Source organism: Pseudomonas koreensis (genome assembly GCF_025447595.1).
Taxonomy (GTDB): domain Bacteria; phylum Pseudomonadota; class Gammaproteobacteria; order Pseudomonadales; family Pseudomonadaceae; genus Aquipseudomonas; species Aquipseudomonas koreensis_H.
In genome coordinates this window covers 236,645-251,579 of sequence record NZ_JAOEJU010000003.1, presented here as the reverse complement: position 1 = coordinate 251,579, position 14,935 = coordinate 236,645, and the positions used below count along the sequence as shown (strand labels likewise).

Here is a 14,935-nt window from a genome sequence, read left to right as displayed (position 1 = left end):
GGGAGCGAGCCTGCTCGCGAAAGCGGTCTGTCAGTCAACAATGATGCTGAGTTCGATGGCCCCTTCGCGGGCAAGCCCACTCCCACAGTGTTATGGGATGGCCTGAAGAACGGGTCTCCAGGCTTATGCATTGATGGTGTCAGGACACCACGCGATAGCACGGCACATACGCCGCGCCGCCCGGCAGTTTCATCCGGTGCTGGGCGACGAAGGCTTTGAGCAGCAGGTCGAGCGGTTGCATGATCGCGGCGTCGCCACGGATCTGATACGGCCCGTGTTCCTCGATCAGGCGAATGCCCTTGTCCTTGACGTTGCCGGCGACGATCCCGGAGAACGCGCGGCGCAGGTTGGCCGCCAGCTCATGGGGCGGTTGGTCGCGGTGCAGCTTGAGGTTGGCCATGTTTTCGTGGGTCGGGTCGAACGGGCGCTGGAAGCCTTCGTCGATCTTCAGCAGCCAGTTGAAATGGAATGCGTCGGCGCGTTCGCGGCGGAACTGCTTCACGGCCTTGAGGCCCGCCGTCATCTGCCGTGCCACTTCGGCCGGATCGTCGATGATGATCTCGTAGTGCTTCTTCGCCGCTTCGCCGAGGGTGGCGGTGACGAAAGCGTCCAGTTGTTCCAGGTACGGCGCAGCGTGTTTCGGCCCGGTCAGAATGACCGGGAACGGCAGGCCGGCGTTGTCCGGGTGCATCAGGATGCCCAGCAGGTACAGGAACTCTTCGGCGGTGCCGGCGCCGCCCGGGAAGATGATGATGCCGTGGCCGACGCGGACGAAGGCTTCCAGACGTTTTTCGATGTCCGGCAGGATCACCAGCTCATTGACGATCGGGTTCGGCGCTTCGGCGGCGATGATGCCTGGCTCGGTCAGACCGAGGTAACGGCCACCGTGAATCCGCTGCTTGGCGTGGGCGATGGTCGCGCCTTTCATCGGGCCTTTCATCACGCCGGGACCGCAGCCGGTGCAGATGTCGAGGCTGCGCAGGCCCAGTTCGTGGCCGACTTTCTTGGTGTATTTGTATTCTTCGGTGTTGATCGAGTGGCCGCCCCAGCACACCACGATTTTCGGCTCGACGCCCGGACGCAGGGTGCGCGCGTTGCGCAGCAGGTGGAAGACGTAGTCGCTGATGCCCTGGGAGGTGCTGAGGTCGATACTCAGGGCGTCGAGTTCGTTTTCGGTGTAGACGATGTCGCGCAGGGCGCTGAACAGCATTTCCCGGGTGCTGGCGATCATTTCGCCGTCGACGAAGGCGTCGGCCGGGGCGTTCAGCAGTTCCAGGCGAACGCCGCGATCCTGCTGGTGGATGCGGATTTCGAAGTCTTTGTAGGCTTCAAGGATGGTTTTTGCGTTGTCGACATGGGCGCCGGTGTTGAGGATGGCCAGGGCGCACTGGCGAAAAAGGGTGTAGGTGCTGCCGGTTCCGGCCTGGCTCAGTTGCTGAACTTCACGTTGGGAAAGGGTTTCGAGGCTGCCTTTTGGGCTGACCGAGGCATTGATTACGTGTCGTTGGGTCATGCAGTGATCCTTAAAACGATGTCATTGCCGGCATGGCCAATGGCATCCGAATAGTGTGTATCCATGAATGAAGATGGCACGATCTGCGTGGTATCGCCATGTCCCCGTTGGACGTTGAAAAGATGAAAAGGCGCTCCAGCATAGCTAAATCCGCCTCAGAGGCGATAATGCGCAGCCTCTTTTTAACTCAAGCCATGGAAGCCTGTCGCGATGTTCGAGATTCAACCGATCGATGCCATCACTTATCGCCAGCAGACCCGGCGCAGCACGCTGATCATTGCGGTGCTGTTTCTGGTGCTGGCGATGGCATTTTCGACGGCGGCGGTGGCGCTGTTCGGCGAGCCGGGCGGGGATAATCTGCGATTCAATGTCGGCGGAGTGTTCGGCGCATTTCTGCTGACGGCGGCATTACTGCGCGGGCGATTCTGGAATCAGACCTGGATGGCCCCGGCGGTGTACGGCTGGCGGCTCAAACGCAGTTTGATGAGCGTCACCAACGTCATGCATCAGGTGACGGCGGCGGTGGAGAAGGGTGATCCGGTGGCGATGAAGGTGCTGCGCTTTTATCACCTAGGGTTGACCCAGATGCATGAACTGGACGGCAACTCCAGCGATCATGCGCAACTGCACCGGGAAGTCGAAGCACACAAGGCGCGGATGGAGGCGCTCGGTCTGGACACCGATCAAACGCGCCTCGATCCGGCCTGGCTGGAAACCCTGAAAGCTCGTTAAAACGGAATGCGCGCGGCGCGCCGCAGTTTCCAGCGGCGAATCAGGCGCCCAAAGACCAACAGGTTGACCACCAGCACCACGCTGCCCAGCACCAGCTGGATCTGCGGCGTCAGGCCGGCCGGGTAGATGATCGGCCAGACGTAATGTTCGATGAAGCCACCCGCGTATTCGGTCTGCCCGGCAGCGTGGCGCATCAGGTTTTCCCAATAGGTCAGCGGACACGTCAGGTGCAACACCTCGACCGCCACGCCCCAGGCCGCCGCCGGTAAATGCAGCCAGATCAGCCGCGGCCACTTGAGCACCAGCAGCCCGCCGAACAGTACGAACAGAATGAACAGCAGATGAAACAGCACCAGCCCGTCGGCGGCTATTCGATACAGCATGTCGTCTCCCTGACGCGTGTGTGAATGGCTGCCATGTTACGCCGGTAAACGACTGACCGAAGGAAGGATTTGCGCCAACTGCGCAAGATTGTTCAAGCCATGAACGGGCGTTTGCTGGCAGAGTCCGGGGTCTTGTCTCACGGTTGAAGAGTGTTATGTCTGACTCATTAATGCCGCGCAGTGCCTTTCTTCGCGGAGCCGCGGCGATCATGCCGTTATCCCTGGCCACCGCGCCGTGGGGGCTGCTGGCCGGCTCCATGGCGATCGAAGCCAACCTCACGCCGCTGCAAGGGCAGGGCCTGTCGAGCATCGTGTTCGCCGGCGCTGCGCAATTGGTGGCGATCGGCATGCTCAAGGGCGGCGCGGGAATTTTCTCGATTCTGCTGACCACGCTGTTGCTGACTTCGCAGCATTTGCTTTACGGCATGAGCATGCGCCACGTGATTTCGCCGTTGCCGGGTCGCTGGCGAATCGGTCTGGGCTTTTTGCTCACCGATGAGCTGTTTGCCCTGACCAGTCAGCATGATCGTCAGCAATTCAACCGCTGGTACGCGTTGGGCGTCGGCCTGACGTTCTACATCGCCTGGAACCTCTTCACCCTGGCCGGCATCGTGCTTGGCAGCAGCATTCCGGGGCTTGAACACCTGGGGCTGGACTTCTCGATTGCTGCGACCTTCATCGCCCTGATCACCCCGGTGGTGCGCAATGTGCCGACGGTGGTCTGCGTGGCGGTGTCGCTGTTCTGCTCGGTGTTGTTCAGCTACTGGCAATGGGGTTCGGCGCTGGTGCTGTCGGGCCTGGCCGGCATGACTGCCGGGTTTATCTGCAACAAGTTGTATCGGGAGCGCACATGATGGTCTGGGCAGTGATTGTCGGCATGGGGATTCTGGTGTTCCTCAACCGTTACGTGTTTCTAGAACCGCGCTTGCCGGTGCGTTTGAGCAGCAACGCGCGGCAATTTCTCGGTTTTGCCGTGCCGGGCATGTTGACCGCGATTTGCGGGCCGATTGTATTCATGCCGGACAAACAACTGAATCTGCAGTGGGATAACCCTTATCTGCTGAGTTCACTAGTGGCAATCGGCCTGGTGATCTACACGCGTAATACATTGCTTAGCATGCTATTGAGCATGGCGTTCTTCTTTCTATTGCGCTGGTGGCTTTAAGTTCTACGCTTAATGGATGAATTCCATTAGCGAGGTGAACATGGCAACCGAGCAGAAACGTCCTGAAGAAGATGACGAACCGAGTGAAGAAGAGATCGAGCGGGAGAAACACAAGGAGCAGACCTGGAAGCATGACGACAGCCGCGAGTTGTCCGACCGTGATCAGGAACGCCCGCTGAAACCCTGAACGCCACAACGAAAAAGCCCCGCGATTGCGGGGCTTTTTCGTTTCATCAAAGATCTTCCAGCTGCGTGAAATCGGGGTGGGAGGCCCGATAACCCAAGGTCTTGTCGATCCAGGCATTCAGCTCGTTGACCATCACCGGCGGGTGGCAGGGATAGTTTTCGAGGGTGGCGCGCAGGATGCGGTCGATACCGGGTACGTCACGCAGGTTTCGAGTCTTTATGTAGTGGCCGATAAAACAGTCGAGTTGAAAGCGTTCTGTCGAGGACAGATGAATACACTCCAGGCCGCTGACCTGTTTGATTGCAAAATCGTCGCGCAACTTAGTTCTCTGCAAGGCTTGTAAAGTTTGTGGGGATATTCCTGGTTTTGCTGACTCTTTGGTCAACTGGTATGCCAACTGGAAATGCGGCGCGCATGCTATCCGTTGAGTTTGCAAATGTATGTATGACGATTGAAATGTCAGACAGGCGGTTAGTTCGCTCGAACGTACGTTTCAAAATAACTGTCTCGTCGTTGAAACACTGTTTGTAACGCAAAAGATTCACATCTTGTGAATCTTATTCCTGATAACGCGCCACCGACGCATCTATTTAAAGGACTTTTTCAATCAGTTCGGCGCCCTGATTTCGGGAGTTCCCTACTGCTTTGCTGACTTTGTGCCACTGAAACGTTTCACTGGGCTCGCCTTCGAACAGCAGCATTTGTTCGGCGCGCTCTACGGGCGTCGCGGGATCGAGCCATTCTCGCGCGCTTGTGGCAGACAGTACGATTGGGCGTCGGTCATGGATGTCGAGCATGCCGCCTTCGCTGTCGGCGGTAATAATGACAAAACCGTCGTCGTCCCTTGCCTGATTGGTAGGTGTCGGAAATTGTCCGATCGCCGCGCAGAATACCGGTTGGCCGTCGGCCCTACGTATCAACCATGGTTGTCGGCTATTGTCCGGTGCGTCGACCCATTCGAACCAGTTGTCGACCGGAACGATCAATCGGCGTCGCCAGATCGCGCGGAAAAACGGACTGTGAGCGACTTTCTCCTGCCTGGCGTTGATCGGTGCGGCGCGATCCGTGGCCCAGTGCGGGCGCCAGCCCCAGCGCAAATTGTCGGCATATATACGCGCGTCATGCTGATGCAGGATCGCCAGCGACGTAGTGGGGGCGGCGTTGTAATGGCAAAGCGGCGCCTCGCCGACGTGATTGATCAGCGCATCGGGAATGCTCAGCACCGCGACGAAGTCATGGATGCCGCGATATTGCGAAAGTCTTCCGCACATCGACCGAACCTCCGGCGAACACTTGCCTGAAGGTTTCAGCTTAGTTGCGCCGATCAATCCTTGCTGCCCTGCCCGGTGAACGCATCGCGCCAGACCAGCCAGCGACGCTCCAGCACCGCAAGCAAACCGTCGCTGAGTTTGCCGAGCAGCGCCAGGACGATAATCGCGGCCAGCACGATGTCCGGTCGCGAGGTTTCGCGACCGTCACTGAGCAGATAACCCAGACCTTTGGTCGCAGCGATCAATTCGGCCGCCACCAGAAACATCCATGACAGACTCATGCCGCTGCGCAATCCCGTGAACAGACCGGGCAGGGCGGCGGGCAACAGAATACGTCGCACCAGTTGCAACGGGCTGAAGCCGTAGATATGCCCGACTTCCACCAATTTGCGGTCGATGTTGCGGATCGCCGCGACCACGTTGACGTACACCGGGAAGAACGCGCCGATGGCGATCAGGACAATTTTCGAGGTCTCGTCGATCCCCAGCCACAGCAGCAACAGCGGCACCCAGGCCAGGCTGGGAATCGAACGCAGCGCGGCGAAGGTCGGTTCCAGATAAGCCTCGGCTTCGCGGCTCAGACCGACCCACGCGGCAAACACCAGCGCCAGACTCGCGCCGATGGCGAACCCCAACAGCACGCGAATCAGGCTGGCGCCGATGTGTTTCCACAAGGCGCCTTCAGCGAGATCCGTGAGGGTCAGGGCGATCTCGCTCGGCGCGGGCATCTGGTAGGACGGCAGCCAGCCGATGCGTACGATAAATTCCAGGGCGATCACAATCAGCAGCGGCAGGGTCAGGCCTTTAAGGCGCCGGCGCCAGAGCGGATTCAGCTGTGGGAGTTTTCGTCGTGGTGCCGACAAGGCGATGCGGGTGGGCAAATCGTTGCTCATGGACGGTTCTCCGCTCACGACAAATCCGCGACGGGCGCGGAGTTGTTGTGAGCCTGATCGATTACTGGGCGGTGGCGACTTGCTGGAAACCGGTGTCGATCAATTGATCGATCACCTGATCGACATTCACCCCACGGCGCACCAGTTCTTCGGAGACCAGAATCGGCGCGGCGGCTTTCGAGGCCAGCACGTCCCTCGCGGTCAGTTGCGGGCTGCTCAGATCGGTGCGCGACAGTTGTAGCTTGGCCACGTCCAGTGGCAGGCCGGATTCGCTGGCGAGCAATTTTGCCAATTCGTCTGGGTTCTTCACCGACCATTCGCGGGCCTGCTCATAGGCCTTGATCACGGTGTCGATGGTTTGCGGGTGTTCCTTTGCGTATTGCTCGGTGACGCTGACCACGCCGTAGCTGTTGAAGTCGCGATTGCGGTACAGCAGGCGCGAACCGGCCTGCACCTGACTGGCGGCCATGTGCGGATCGAGGCCGGCCCAGGCGTCGACATCGCCTTTCTCCAGCGCGGTGCGGCCGTCCGGGTGTTGCAGGTGCACCAGTTCCACGTCGTCCTTTTTCAGCCCGGCCTGTTGCAGGGTGCGCAGGGTGAACAGGTACGGATCGGTGCCCTTGGTGGCGGCAATTTTCTTGCCCTTGAGGTCGGTGACGGACTGGATCGGCGAGTCCTTGCGCACCACCAGCGCGGTCCACTCGGCGCGGCTGTAGACGTAGACCGATTTGATCGGGCTGCCATTGGCGCGGCTGAGCACGGCAGCGAGGCTGGCCGATGAGGCGAAATCCACGCCACCGCTGTTGAGGTATTCCAGTGAACGGTTGCTGCCCTGGCTCAGCACCCAGCTGACTTTGCTCTGGGGCAGGGCTTTTTCCAGGTAGCCCAGATGTTTGAGCGCCAGGCTGACCGGCGAGTAGTAGGCGTAATCCAGATGCACCTCGGCCGGCGGCGTTTCAGCGGCGTGGGTGATCGGTTGCAGACTCAGGGCTACTGCGCAGGCCGCGAGCAGGGTTTTGACGCGGGAAAACGGTAAAAGGGATTTCATGGGCACGCTCCGGCAAGGCAACAGATTCTTATGTCCAAAAAGATATTTTTATCGAATGCTTCCTGCATGAATGGAATATTGCAGGCTCTGTGCCATGTGCGCTTTGTCGCGTATTTACGGGGTTTGACGCCGGTTTTGCAGGTTTGAAGTGTTGCAGGGAAAACACTGTGCCGAGCCACTGTTGCTCGGCCAACAGTGCGGCGGGAAGGTGCTGAGCTTATGCGCTAATCGAATTTCAAATCTGATTTGTAAGAGCGTTATGGTCTATAAAAATCCCTTCTGCAGGACTCGCCATGAAGCTCACACGTTTCCTACGTGCCGCGTTGACCAGCGCACTATTTGCCACGCCATTGACCTACGCTGCCGAACCTTTGGTCCTGCACGTCGGCGACCAGAATTACTACAACATCCGCGCGTCCATAGAGGCGTCCGGCGTGTTGAAGGACGCGCCTTACACGGTTGACTGGAAACACTTCCAGGCCGCCGCGCCATTGGCCGAGGCGTTGCAGACCGGTTCACTGGATCTGGGTTTTCTGGGGGATTCGGGATTTCTGTTTCTGGCCGCCAAGCAGACGCCGGTGAAGTTGATCGGTGTTTCGCGACAGAACCCGGACACCATCGCCCTGTTGGTGCCCAAGGATTCTCCGGTGAAAACCATCGAGGACCTGAAGGGCAAAAAAGTCGCCTATTGGCCAGGTGCCTGGAGTCAGCAATTGACCTTGCGGGCGCTGGAGCAGGGCGGTTTGCCGGAAAATTACGTAGACTTCGTCAAGCTGATGCCGATTGATGCGGCGGCGGCGCTACCGCAAGGCAGCATCGACGCGTTCCCGGTCTGGGAACCTTACATTTCCCAGCAGATCGTTTTCTCCGGTGCACGACCGATTCTCACGGCGAAAAACCTGATGCCGGGCTTGAGCGCGATTGCGGCATCGACGCCGTCCATCGACAGCAAGCGCGAAGCGATCGCCGATTTCCTCGGGCGCCTGAAGCAGGCCCGGGCCTGGGTCGACAGCCACACCGACGAATACGCCGACCTGTGGGCGAAGAAAGCCAACCTCGATCAGCAGGTTTCGCGACACTGGTTGCGCCAGGCACACATGACGGTCGGCCCGGTGGATCAGCAAGCCGCGGCGGACCTGCAAAGCACCGCCGACTTCCTGTTCAAGGTCAAGGCGCTGCCGGCTCCGCTGGCCACGGCAGGCATCATCGACACTTCGTTTCAACAGGCGCTGGCACGCTGAACGAGCGCCGGAACCAAACCCTGTGTATCTTTATCCAACCTCGGCCCATCTCATTGGGTCGCAGGGAGGCAGCAGCGGCGAAGGAGTTTTGCCAATCGACAACATGACCGCAACGGTCGGGCTCAAGGCAAAACATGAAACAGTGGTTCAAGCTTCTCTGCGCGATGGCGGTTGCCGTCGGGTTGGCCGGATGCATCGCCGCTCCCATCGAAATGACCGCGCAGACCGAGGCCCGGCTCAAAGAGCAGGCGCCTGTGCGCTTTCTGTTGACCTTCGATGACGGGCCCAGCGCCTCCAGCTTTTTCAACCCCACCGACACCGTGCTCGACAGCCTCAAGGACAACCCTCTGCAACCGGGCATCAAAGCGGTGTTTTTTGTCCAGACCGGCGCGCCCCGAGCGGGGAATAGCGACATCGGTCGGCGAGTCATGCGCCGCGAGCACGCTGAGGGGCACATTCTGGGCTTTCACACCGCCACCCATTGGCACACCAATCATCGATTGCTCGACCCGGATGAGCTCGAAACCTCATTGACCAACGGCTCGGCGGACATCGCGGCGATCACCGGCGCGCCGCCGACGTTGCTGCGTCCGCCATTCTGGAACTACGACAAACGCACCTTCGCCGCCTATCAGCAGCACCACATGCAGGTGTTGCTGACCGACCTGAGCGCCAACGACGGCAAGATCTGGGGCTTCAACGCCAGCCCCCGGCGGCGGGCGAACATGCTGCGTCAATTGTCGGAAGTCCGGGAACGGATTGCCCTTGGCGAATTGCCAACGGTGGACGGGGCGACTCCAGTGGTAGTGACCTTCCACGATCTCAATCGCTACACCGCCCGTCACGCCCGCGAGTACCTGCAGATTCTGCTTGATAGCGCCGCCGCCACCGGTGTGCGACTGGCAGACAAACCGTTCTATGACGATCGCGCGGCGCTGGAAAAAGCCGCATTGGCGCGGACGGTGGGCGAGTCGTCGAAACCGGTGAATCTGCCGGGAATCTGGAACTGGATCTGGGACCATGACGCCCACTGAGTGCGGCGAATTGAAGATGTGATGCCGTTGGCAAATTTTTCAGTGGGCGGCGGGAGCAGGGCGACAAGAGCTCATCTATGCTCAACGGGTCGCCCGAGCCAACACCCGTGAGGCTAGTCCCCATGATTGCCATTGCCGACATTTGCCGCATCGTCGAATCCGGCTTTTCGCCGTTGTATTGCGATTGCACCGAAACGGCGCAGGGGCTCTTGCAGATCAAGGTTTACGAACCCGGCAGCGGGCGTGTTGACCTGTTGCTCAACGGAGTTTCTCCGGAGCATCTGGTCACCATTCGTGACATCTCCAATTTCATTGGTGAGCTGCGCACGGAAATGAATGCCGGGCGCCGGGCGTTTGCCGGCTGAGGGTCAAAGGCGTCGCTGAAAGGCGCGGACGATGCTCAGCGTGGCGTCACTGACGTTCAGATTCTGCACCGCATCCAGCGGGTGCCAGAGACAGTCGACGATTTCATTCAGCGGCCGAACCTGATCGATGTTCAGCACCGACGCCTCGTACACGTGGTGGCGGGTGCTGCCGGTTTGTAATTCCATCAGATAAAGCATGTCATCGCTGTCCAGCCCGGTTTCTTCCTGGAGCTCACGGGCGGCGGCTTGTGCGCGGGTTTCTCCCGGTTCGACGGTGCCTCCCGGAAGCGTCCAGCGGCACCTGGGTTTGCGCACCAGGAGAATGTGTCGATCCTGCTCGCAGATGACGGTTGCTCGTACTTTCATGTGTTACCCGATTGCCGGTTGTCATAAATCTGTCATGAATTAGCAATATTTGGGCCGCTACCGGTTTAGAGCTTCTGAGTGCCTGGCAGCGGCAAAAGTGCCGGAGACTTGACGCGGCCACGGTGCGACGTCCGGTCGGCACGGCAGCGCGTTGCGGGTGTAAGGTGGAAAAGTTCGTCAGCAAACAGGAGGTGCCTATGAGCATGGCGATGCTGAACAAAATGCACATGAATGGCTACGACGTACTCAGCGTGAACAACGGACCGTGGCGGGTCTGCACGCAGGGTGACCGGCTCGCTTCGTTTGCCAGTCGCGAGGAAGCGCTGGCGTACGCCGCCGCGCTGCCGGGGTACAAAAGCCGCGCACGCGGTCGTAAGGCAGACTGAAGGTCTGTGAAGAAAAAGCCCCGGTTGTCCGGGGCTTTTTGCTGTGGGCAGGGTGATGCTCAGTGGACTTTGGTTCGGCTGATGGCGCGGGCTTTCACTTCCCGGGCATACAGTTGCAGGCGTTCTTCATCGCTTTGCAGCACCTCGCAGGATCTGAGCACCGCCTGAGCGTCCGCTTCGTTGCCCGATTTACGCAACTGATCGGCGATGCGCTTGAGATCGACCGCCGACCATCTCAGGTCCGATGCAACGCTTTGCAAGTCACGCTGAAGTTCGTGTTCGTATTCATTGAGCCGCATGATCACCTCCGGAACATTCTCGGTAAAACAGAGTAGCCGCATTTTTCCGGTGTGGGGCAAGGTCTTCTGTCAGTGAGCTGAATGGCCCGGTTTTCGGGGAGTACAGGCAGAGCGCTACGATGGATGTCCGAACAGTTACAGGGTACATTCGCGTTTTTTCAGAAGAAGGAATCACCATGCGGATGTTGATCGGGGGGATGCTGATGGCGGCATTGGCCGGTTGTTCGCTGCCTGCGTCACTGGTGCCGGGCGAACCGAATGTCAGCAAGATCAGCGGCAAGACTCCCAAGGACTACGCCGCGTGTGTACTGCCACTGTGGCAGCAGGACGTTGCCAAGACATCCCAGACAGCGATTTCCAATGGCTACCGGATCACCGCGCCGAGCATCGTCACCGCCGACGAGATTCTGGATGTGGTCAAGTACAAGGACGGCAGCCGCGTTTCCCTGTATCAGGGGCCGCCGTGGGCGAAGTCCGGGTCGTTGCGCAAAGCGGTGCGCGACTGCCTGTAAGGTCGAAATAAAAAAAGCAGAAACCGGTGATCGGTTTCTGCTTTTTTTTGCCTGCTGGTCGAGTTCAGTCCGAGATGTCGGTGAGCGGAATGCCGGCGCCACCGGTCTTCTTTTCCCGGCGATCCTGCATCCAGTCTTCCACCTGGCTGTTGAACCCTGCCGGCGCCTTGCGCCCGACCTTTCTGGCGATGTCGAGGATGGTCTGCTGGGCGAGGGCTTCTTCCATGCGCTTTTGCGCGGTCATCATCGCGGCGTGAATCGAGCAGGTGCCTTCCAGCGCCCAGTCCGGCGGCGAGCCGTCAAACAGCGCGCAGCGTCCGCGAATGTCCCGGCATTCGAAAATGTTCTTGCGACCATCGATGGCATTGACGATGTCGAGCAGGGTGATTTCATCCGCCGGTCGCGCCAGGGTAAAGCCGCCGCGCACGCCGCCGGTGGATTCCACCAGTTTGCCTTTGGCCAGTTTGGTGAAGATTTTCGCCAGGTAATCCAGTGGCACCCCTTGCAGCTCTGCCAGATCGCGCACGCTGGCTTCTCGGCTGTCACCGCCGCTGCCCACCAGAAAGGCCAGGCAATGAATGCCGTATTCGACCCCCGCACTGTAAAGCGACATAGCTATCTCCGACTGTATTTGTCGCCGATGTTATCAGGATTGTTGGTAGCAAACAAATCGAGAGCACCTTTATCGTTTTGCCCGGATAGTCCACGTTTTATTGGTTGTTAGCTAGATCAATGGGCTGTGTAGTTCATTGAACACTGGTTTTAGTTATCGAGTTTCTCGATGGTAATTATCAGATAATCTGACTTGTCGAAGATAACGGCGACCAATACAGTCGCCGTTATCAGGTGAGCAGCCCTCCGCGTTCTTGAAAAAATACAGACGTGTCCGCTCCCGATGATGTGAATCCTTCAACCTCATTCAGTGACTTGGCTTCGTGCCTGGAGAGAACAATGAAACAGCACATTCTGGTAATCGGCGCAGGTTTCGGTGGCATGTGGACGGCGTTGAGCGCCACGCGTCTGGTCGACATTCACAATCGGGACAACATCGACGTAACCGTGTTGGCGCCGCAAGCCGAGCTGCGCGTTCGCCCACGTTTCTATGAGCCTAATGCCCACACGCTGGCAGCGCCCTTGGGCGATCTGTTCGACGCGGTCGGCGTCAACTTCATCAAAGGCGCGGCGAACACCATCGACGTGCAGGCAAAAACGGTGGGCTACACCGACGCAGCCGGTGTGCAACAGGTGTTCAACTTCGACAAGCTGGTGTTGGCCTCCGGCAGCGGTCTGGCCCTGCCGGATACCCCGGGCGTGGCGCAATACGCGTTTGACGTCGATCAGATCGAAGCCGCCATCCGCCTGGAAAGCCACCTGGAGTCGCTGATCGGTCAGCCTGAAAGCAAGGCACGCAACACTGTGGTCGTCGCCGGCGGTGGTTTCACCGGGATCGAAACCGCCACTGAAATGCCGGCGCGTCTACGGGCCGTGCTGGGTAACGATGCGGACATTCAAGTGATCATCGTTGACCGTGCACAGAAAGTCGGCGCCTCCATGGGTGAAGCGATCAGCGTGTCGATTGCCGAAGCAAGCGAAGAGTTGGGCGTCGAATGGCGACTGGGTGTGTCGGTGCTGTCGGTCGATGAAAACGGCGTGACCCTGTCGGACGGCCAGCGCATCGAGGCAAAAACCGTGGTCTGGACCACCGGTGTGCGTGCCAGCTCCCTGACCGAGCAGATTCCTGCCGAGCGTGATCGCCAGGGCCGTCTGCACGTTGATGCCAACCTGAAAGTCATCGGCCAGGACGACATCTTCGCCACCGGCGACGTGGCTTACGCGGCTACCGACGACATCGGCAACTTCGCCCTGATGACGTGCCAGCACGCGATTTCCCTCGGTCGTCACGCCGGCAACAACGTCGCGGCGCAGATTCTGGGTGTCGACCCGACGCCGTACAGCCAGCCGAAGTACGTGACCTGTCTCGACCTCGGTGCCTGGGGTGCGGTTTACACCGAAGGCTGGGATCGTCAGGTGAAACTGGTCAAGGAGGAGGGTAAATCGCTCAAGACCCAGATCAATACCCAATGGATCTACCCACCGGCGGCTGACCGTGCCATCGCGCTGGCCGCTGCGGATCCGATGATCCCCGTCGTCGCGTAAAACGGCGTGTTACAGAAAATCCCGCCCGGTTGATGCCGGGCGGGATTTTTTTCGTTCAGATTCCGCAAACCCCTCCGGCAAGAACCACCCGACCGAACTCGGCGTTGGCCTCCTGAGGTGTGATGGCGAGTAGTTGGTCCAGGCGAATTTCCTGTTGCGCGCCGTGTTGCTCGATCACCAGGAATTCTTCCTTGTCACTGCTGGTTCGCGTGGTCACGGCCCGGGCCATCAGCCGATGGCCGTCGACCAGCTCGATGTCCAGCTGATAGCCGCGCAGGCAGGCAATTTCCAGGTAGTCGTGCAGATCACAGTTCAACGGCTGATAACGGGTCACGGCGTTACTCCTCGAAACCTTGCAGGGTGATGATGAAATAGCCGTCTTTGGCGATTGCCTCGGCGACCTGCGGATTGGCCGGCTCGCTGTGACAGAACAGGCACTGGCTCTGGGAAATGTCTTCGTCCTGCAAACCGTTGTCCATCAGGAACTGCCGGGCGTAAGCCTTCGCCGCTTCGGCTTCGCGATCGGTCAGCACGTCGAAATGAAGATAGCGGCCATCTTTGGTACGCACGTGGGTATCGAATACTTTGACGAACATTATTGGCTCTCCTGCATTTTCCAGGTGCCGGGCAGCGAGAGGTTGCCCGAGGCGATGTCGTAGACGCTGCTGACACACAGCAACGGGTTGTGCAGGTCGGCATTGACCTTCAACGCTGCGGTGACGCCGTCATAGTTGAAGCTTTGCGGGAAACCGACGGCAGCCAGCGGCACGCGGATCTGCGCGGCGTTCTGTTTCACGCTCAGGTCGTAGCCGGGGGAGTCGATGTAAATCGGCGCGCCGGGCCAGGTCGCAGGCAGTTTCGGTTTGGCGTCCTTGGGGATATCGCGCACTTTCAGGCCGCCGGGGCCGCAGCTTTCATCCTTGCTCAGGACCACCCAGTGCGAGTGCCAGAGGCCACCATCGTTGTCCTTCTTGCCGTCCTTGTTTTCATCCAGCTGCGGGGTGTCATCGAAGTCCGGGTGTGAGGTCAAGGCGAGGGCGAGGATGCCGGAGTTCGCTTCAAAACCGACGGCGCCGCTGTCGAGGCTGGTGGGCCAGACGTAGCTGTAGACCTCGGCGCCGGCGAATGAACCCTTGGCGGTCGGCACGCGGCTGCCGGCCTTGCCATCGACCAGTTGTTCGAAGACCAGGGTGTTGCCGTCCTTGAAAACACGAGTGTGAACCAGGTCGAACGCGGCCTCGGTTTTACCGGGTTCGCTGTGAATGCCTTCTGGTCCGTGGGCCCAGGCTTGTGTTGCCAGAAGCGTGCTGATGGTCAATGCCAATGCGCTTTTCATGGGATGCCTCGATGTGCGGTTTAAGTTTCGAATCGACACCGCAATCC

The 14,935-nt window shown here is 59.4% G+C and carries 22 protein-coding genes; 10 read left to right on the top strand and 12 right to left on the bottom strand.

The window, feature by feature from the left end:
- Nucleotides 1-139: 139 nt before the first annotated feature.
- Nucleotides 140-1,513 (bottom strand): nucleotide 5'-monophosphate nucleosidase PpnN, encoded by a 1,374-nt coding sequence (gene ppnN / locus N8H71_RS06885; RefSeq protein ID WP_007950520.1) that lies wholly within the window; start codon nucleotides 1,511-1,513, stop codon nucleotides 140-142.
- A gap of 210 nt (nucleotides 1,514-1,723) precedes the next feature.
- Here ppnN and N8H71_RS06880 point away from each other — a divergent pair, with 210 nt between their 5' ends.
- Nucleotides 1,724-2,245, top strand: a complete 522-nt coding sequence (locus tag N8H71_RS06880; protein WP_007950518.1) for a DUF3087 domain-containing protein — start codon at nucleotides 1,724-1,726, stop codon at nucleotides 2,243-2,245.
- Here N8H71_RS06880 and N8H71_RS06875 read toward each other — a convergent pair.
- Complete coding sequence (locus N8H71_RS06875; RefSeq protein WP_262193404.1) at nucleotides 2,242-2,628, bottom strand: DUF2784 domain-containing protein; 387 nt, start codon at nucleotides 2,626-2,628, stop codon at nucleotides 2,242-2,244. The two genes, N8H71_RS06880 and N8H71_RS06875, sit on opposite strands and share 4 nt — an antisense overlap.
- Before the next feature lie 155 nt (nucleotides 2,629-2,783).
- On the opposite strand from N8H71_RS06875, the gene N8H71_RS06870 reads away from it, so the two are divergent.
- Genes N8H71_RS06870 through N8H71_RS06860 form a run of 3 tightly spaced genes read left to right on the top strand, consistent with a single transcriptional unit; the run spans nucleotide 2,784 to nucleotide 3,980 of the window.
- Complete coding sequence (locus tag N8H71_RS06870) at nucleotides 2,784-3,482, top strand: AzlC family ABC transporter permease (RefSeq protein ID WP_045121617.1); 699 nt, start codon at nucleotides 2,784-2,786, stop codon at nucleotides 3,480-3,482.
- Nucleotides 3,482-3,793, top strand: a complete 312-nt coding sequence (locus N8H71_RS06865; RefSeq protein ID WP_262193495.1) for an AzlD domain-containing protein — start codon at nucleotides 3,482-3,484, stop codon at nucleotides 3,791-3,793. Before N8H71_RS06870 ends, N8H71_RS06865 begins: the two co-directional genes overlap by 1 nt.
- A gap of 40 nt (nucleotides 3,794-3,833) precedes the next feature.
- Nucleotides 3,834-3,980 carry a hypothetical protein gene (locus N8H71_RS06860; protein WP_007950514.1) on the top strand — a complete coding sequence of 49 codons (147 nt, stop codon included), beginning with the start codon at nucleotides 3,834-3,836 and terminating at the stop codon, nucleotides 3,978-3,980.
- Nucleotides 3,981-4,026: 46 nt separating this feature from the next.
- Here the strand turns inward: N8H71_RS06860 and N8H71_RS06855 are convergent, their stop codons facing one another.
- From N8H71_RS06855 to N8H71_RS06840, 4 genes are all read right to left on the bottom strand, one after another.
- Complete coding sequence (locus N8H71_RS06855) at nucleotides 4,027-4,299, bottom strand: hypothetical protein (RefSeq protein ID WP_262193403.1); 273 nt, start codon at nucleotides 4,297-4,299, stop codon at nucleotides 4,027-4,029.
- 271 nt (nucleotides 4,300-4,570) lie between these two features.
- Complete coding sequence (locus N8H71_RS06850; RefSeq protein ID WP_262193494.1) at nucleotides 4,571-5,251, bottom strand: SOS response-associated peptidase; 681 nt, start codon at nucleotides 5,249-5,251, stop codon at nucleotides 4,571-4,573.
- A gap of 53 nt (nucleotides 5,252-5,304) precedes the next feature.
- Complete coding sequence (locus N8H71_RS06845; protein ID WP_262193402.1) at nucleotides 5,305-6,144, bottom strand: ABC transporter permease; 840 nt, start codon at nucleotides 6,142-6,144, stop codon at nucleotides 5,305-5,307.
- Nucleotides 6,145-6,205: 61 nt separating this feature from the next.
- Entirely contained in the window at nucleotides 6,206-7,192 is a 987-nt protein-coding gene (locus N8H71_RS06840; protein ID WP_262193401.1) for an aliphatic sulfonate ABC transporter substrate-binding protein, read from the bottom strand.
- Nucleotides 7,193-7,485: 293 nt separating this feature from the next.
- Here N8H71_RS06840 and N8H71_RS06835 point away from each other — a divergent pair, with 293 nt between their 5' ends.
- The 3 genes from N8H71_RS06835 (at nucleotide 7,486) to N8H71_RS06825 (ending at nucleotide 9,832) form a co-directional block, all read left to right on the top strand.
- Nucleotides 7,486-8,433, top strand: coding sequence for an ABC transporter substrate-binding protein (locus N8H71_RS06835; RefSeq protein ID WP_262193400.1), 948 nt, complete (start codon nucleotides 7,486-7,488; stop codon nucleotides 8,431-8,433).
- 134 nt (nucleotides 8,434-8,567) lie between these two features.
- Complete coding sequence (locus N8H71_RS06830) at nucleotides 8,568-9,467, top strand: polysaccharide deacetylase family protein (RefSeq protein ID WP_262193399.1); 900 nt, start codon at nucleotides 8,568-8,570, stop codon at nucleotides 9,465-9,467.
- Between the two features lie 122 nt (nucleotides 9,468-9,589).
- Complete coding sequence (locus N8H71_RS06825) at nucleotides 9,590-9,832, top strand: DUF1652 domain-containing protein (RefSeq protein WP_085687787.1); 243 nt, start codon at nucleotides 9,590-9,592, stop codon at nucleotides 9,830-9,832.
- Between the two features lie 3 nt (nucleotides 9,833-9,835).
- On the opposite strand, the gene N8H71_RS06820 is transcribed toward N8H71_RS06825, so the two are convergent.
- Entirely contained in the window at nucleotides 9,836-10,198 is a 363-nt protein-coding gene (locus N8H71_RS06820) for an NUDIX hydrolase (protein WP_262193398.1), read from the bottom strand.
- 197 nt (nucleotides 10,199-10,395) lie between these two features.
- On the opposite strand from N8H71_RS06820, the gene N8H71_RS06815 reads away from it, so the two are divergent.
- Nucleotides 10,396-10,584: a hypothetical protein gene (locus N8H71_RS06815; RefSeq protein WP_007950503.1), complete on the top strand. Its 189-nt coding sequence runs from the start codon at nucleotides 10,396-10,398 to the stop codon at nucleotides 10,582-10,584.
- Nucleotides 10,585-10,643: 59 nt separating this feature from the next.
- On the opposite strand, the gene N8H71_RS06810 is transcribed toward N8H71_RS06815, so the two are convergent.
- A complete protein-coding gene (locus N8H71_RS06810) occupies nucleotides 10,644-10,883 on the bottom strand; it encodes a hypothetical protein (RefSeq protein ID WP_085687791.1) in 240 nt (79 codons plus the stop codon).
- A gap of 176 nt (nucleotides 10,884-11,059) precedes the next feature.
- Here N8H71_RS06810 and N8H71_RS06805 point away from each other — a divergent pair, with 176 nt between their 5' ends.
- The gene (locus N8H71_RS06805) at nucleotides 11,060-11,395 is read left to right on the top strand and encodes a hypothetical protein (protein ID WP_085602948.1); all 336 of its coding nucleotides are present in this window, start codon (nucleotides 11,060-11,062) and stop codon (nucleotides 11,393-11,395) included.
- 64 nt (nucleotides 11,396-11,459) lie between these two features.
- Here the strand turns inward: N8H71_RS06805 and N8H71_RS06800 are convergent, their stop codons facing one another.
- Entirely contained in the window at nucleotides 11,460-12,008 is a 549-nt protein-coding gene (locus N8H71_RS06800; RefSeq protein WP_262193397.1) for an RrF2 family transcriptional regulator, read from the bottom strand.
- Between the two features lie 338 nt (nucleotides 12,009-12,346).
- Here N8H71_RS06800 and N8H71_RS06795 point away from each other — a divergent pair, with 338 nt between their 5' ends.
- Nucleotides 12,347-13,552, top strand: coding sequence for an NAD(P)/FAD-dependent oxidoreductase (locus tag N8H71_RS06795; RefSeq protein WP_262193396.1), 1,206 nt, complete (start codon nucleotides 12,347-12,349; stop codon nucleotides 13,550-13,552).
- Nucleotides 13,553-13,607: 55 nt separating this feature from the next.
- Here the strand turns inward: N8H71_RS06795 and N8H71_RS06790 are convergent, their stop codons facing one another.
- From N8H71_RS06790 to N8H71_RS06780, 3 genes are read right to left on the bottom strand one after another with little or no spacing between them, the layout of a single operon-like run.
- Complete coding sequence (locus tag N8H71_RS06790; RefSeq protein ID WP_262193395.1) at nucleotides 13,608-13,886, bottom strand: Rho-binding antiterminator; 279 nt, start codon at nucleotides 13,884-13,886, stop codon at nucleotides 13,608-13,610.
- Between the two features lie 4 nt (nucleotides 13,887-13,890).
- Nucleotides 13,891-14,148 (bottom strand): DUF2024 family protein, encoded by a 258-nt coding sequence (locus N8H71_RS06785; RefSeq protein WP_262193394.1) that lies wholly within the window; start codon nucleotides 14,146-14,148, stop codon nucleotides 13,891-13,893.
- A complete protein-coding gene (locus N8H71_RS06780; protein WP_262193393.1) occupies nucleotides 14,148-14,888 on the bottom strand; it encodes a hypothetical protein in 741 nt (246 codons plus the stop codon). Before N8H71_RS06780 ends, N8H71_RS06785 begins: the two co-directional genes overlap by 1 nt.
- Between the last annotated feature and the right edge of the window lie 47 nt (nucleotides 14,889-14,935).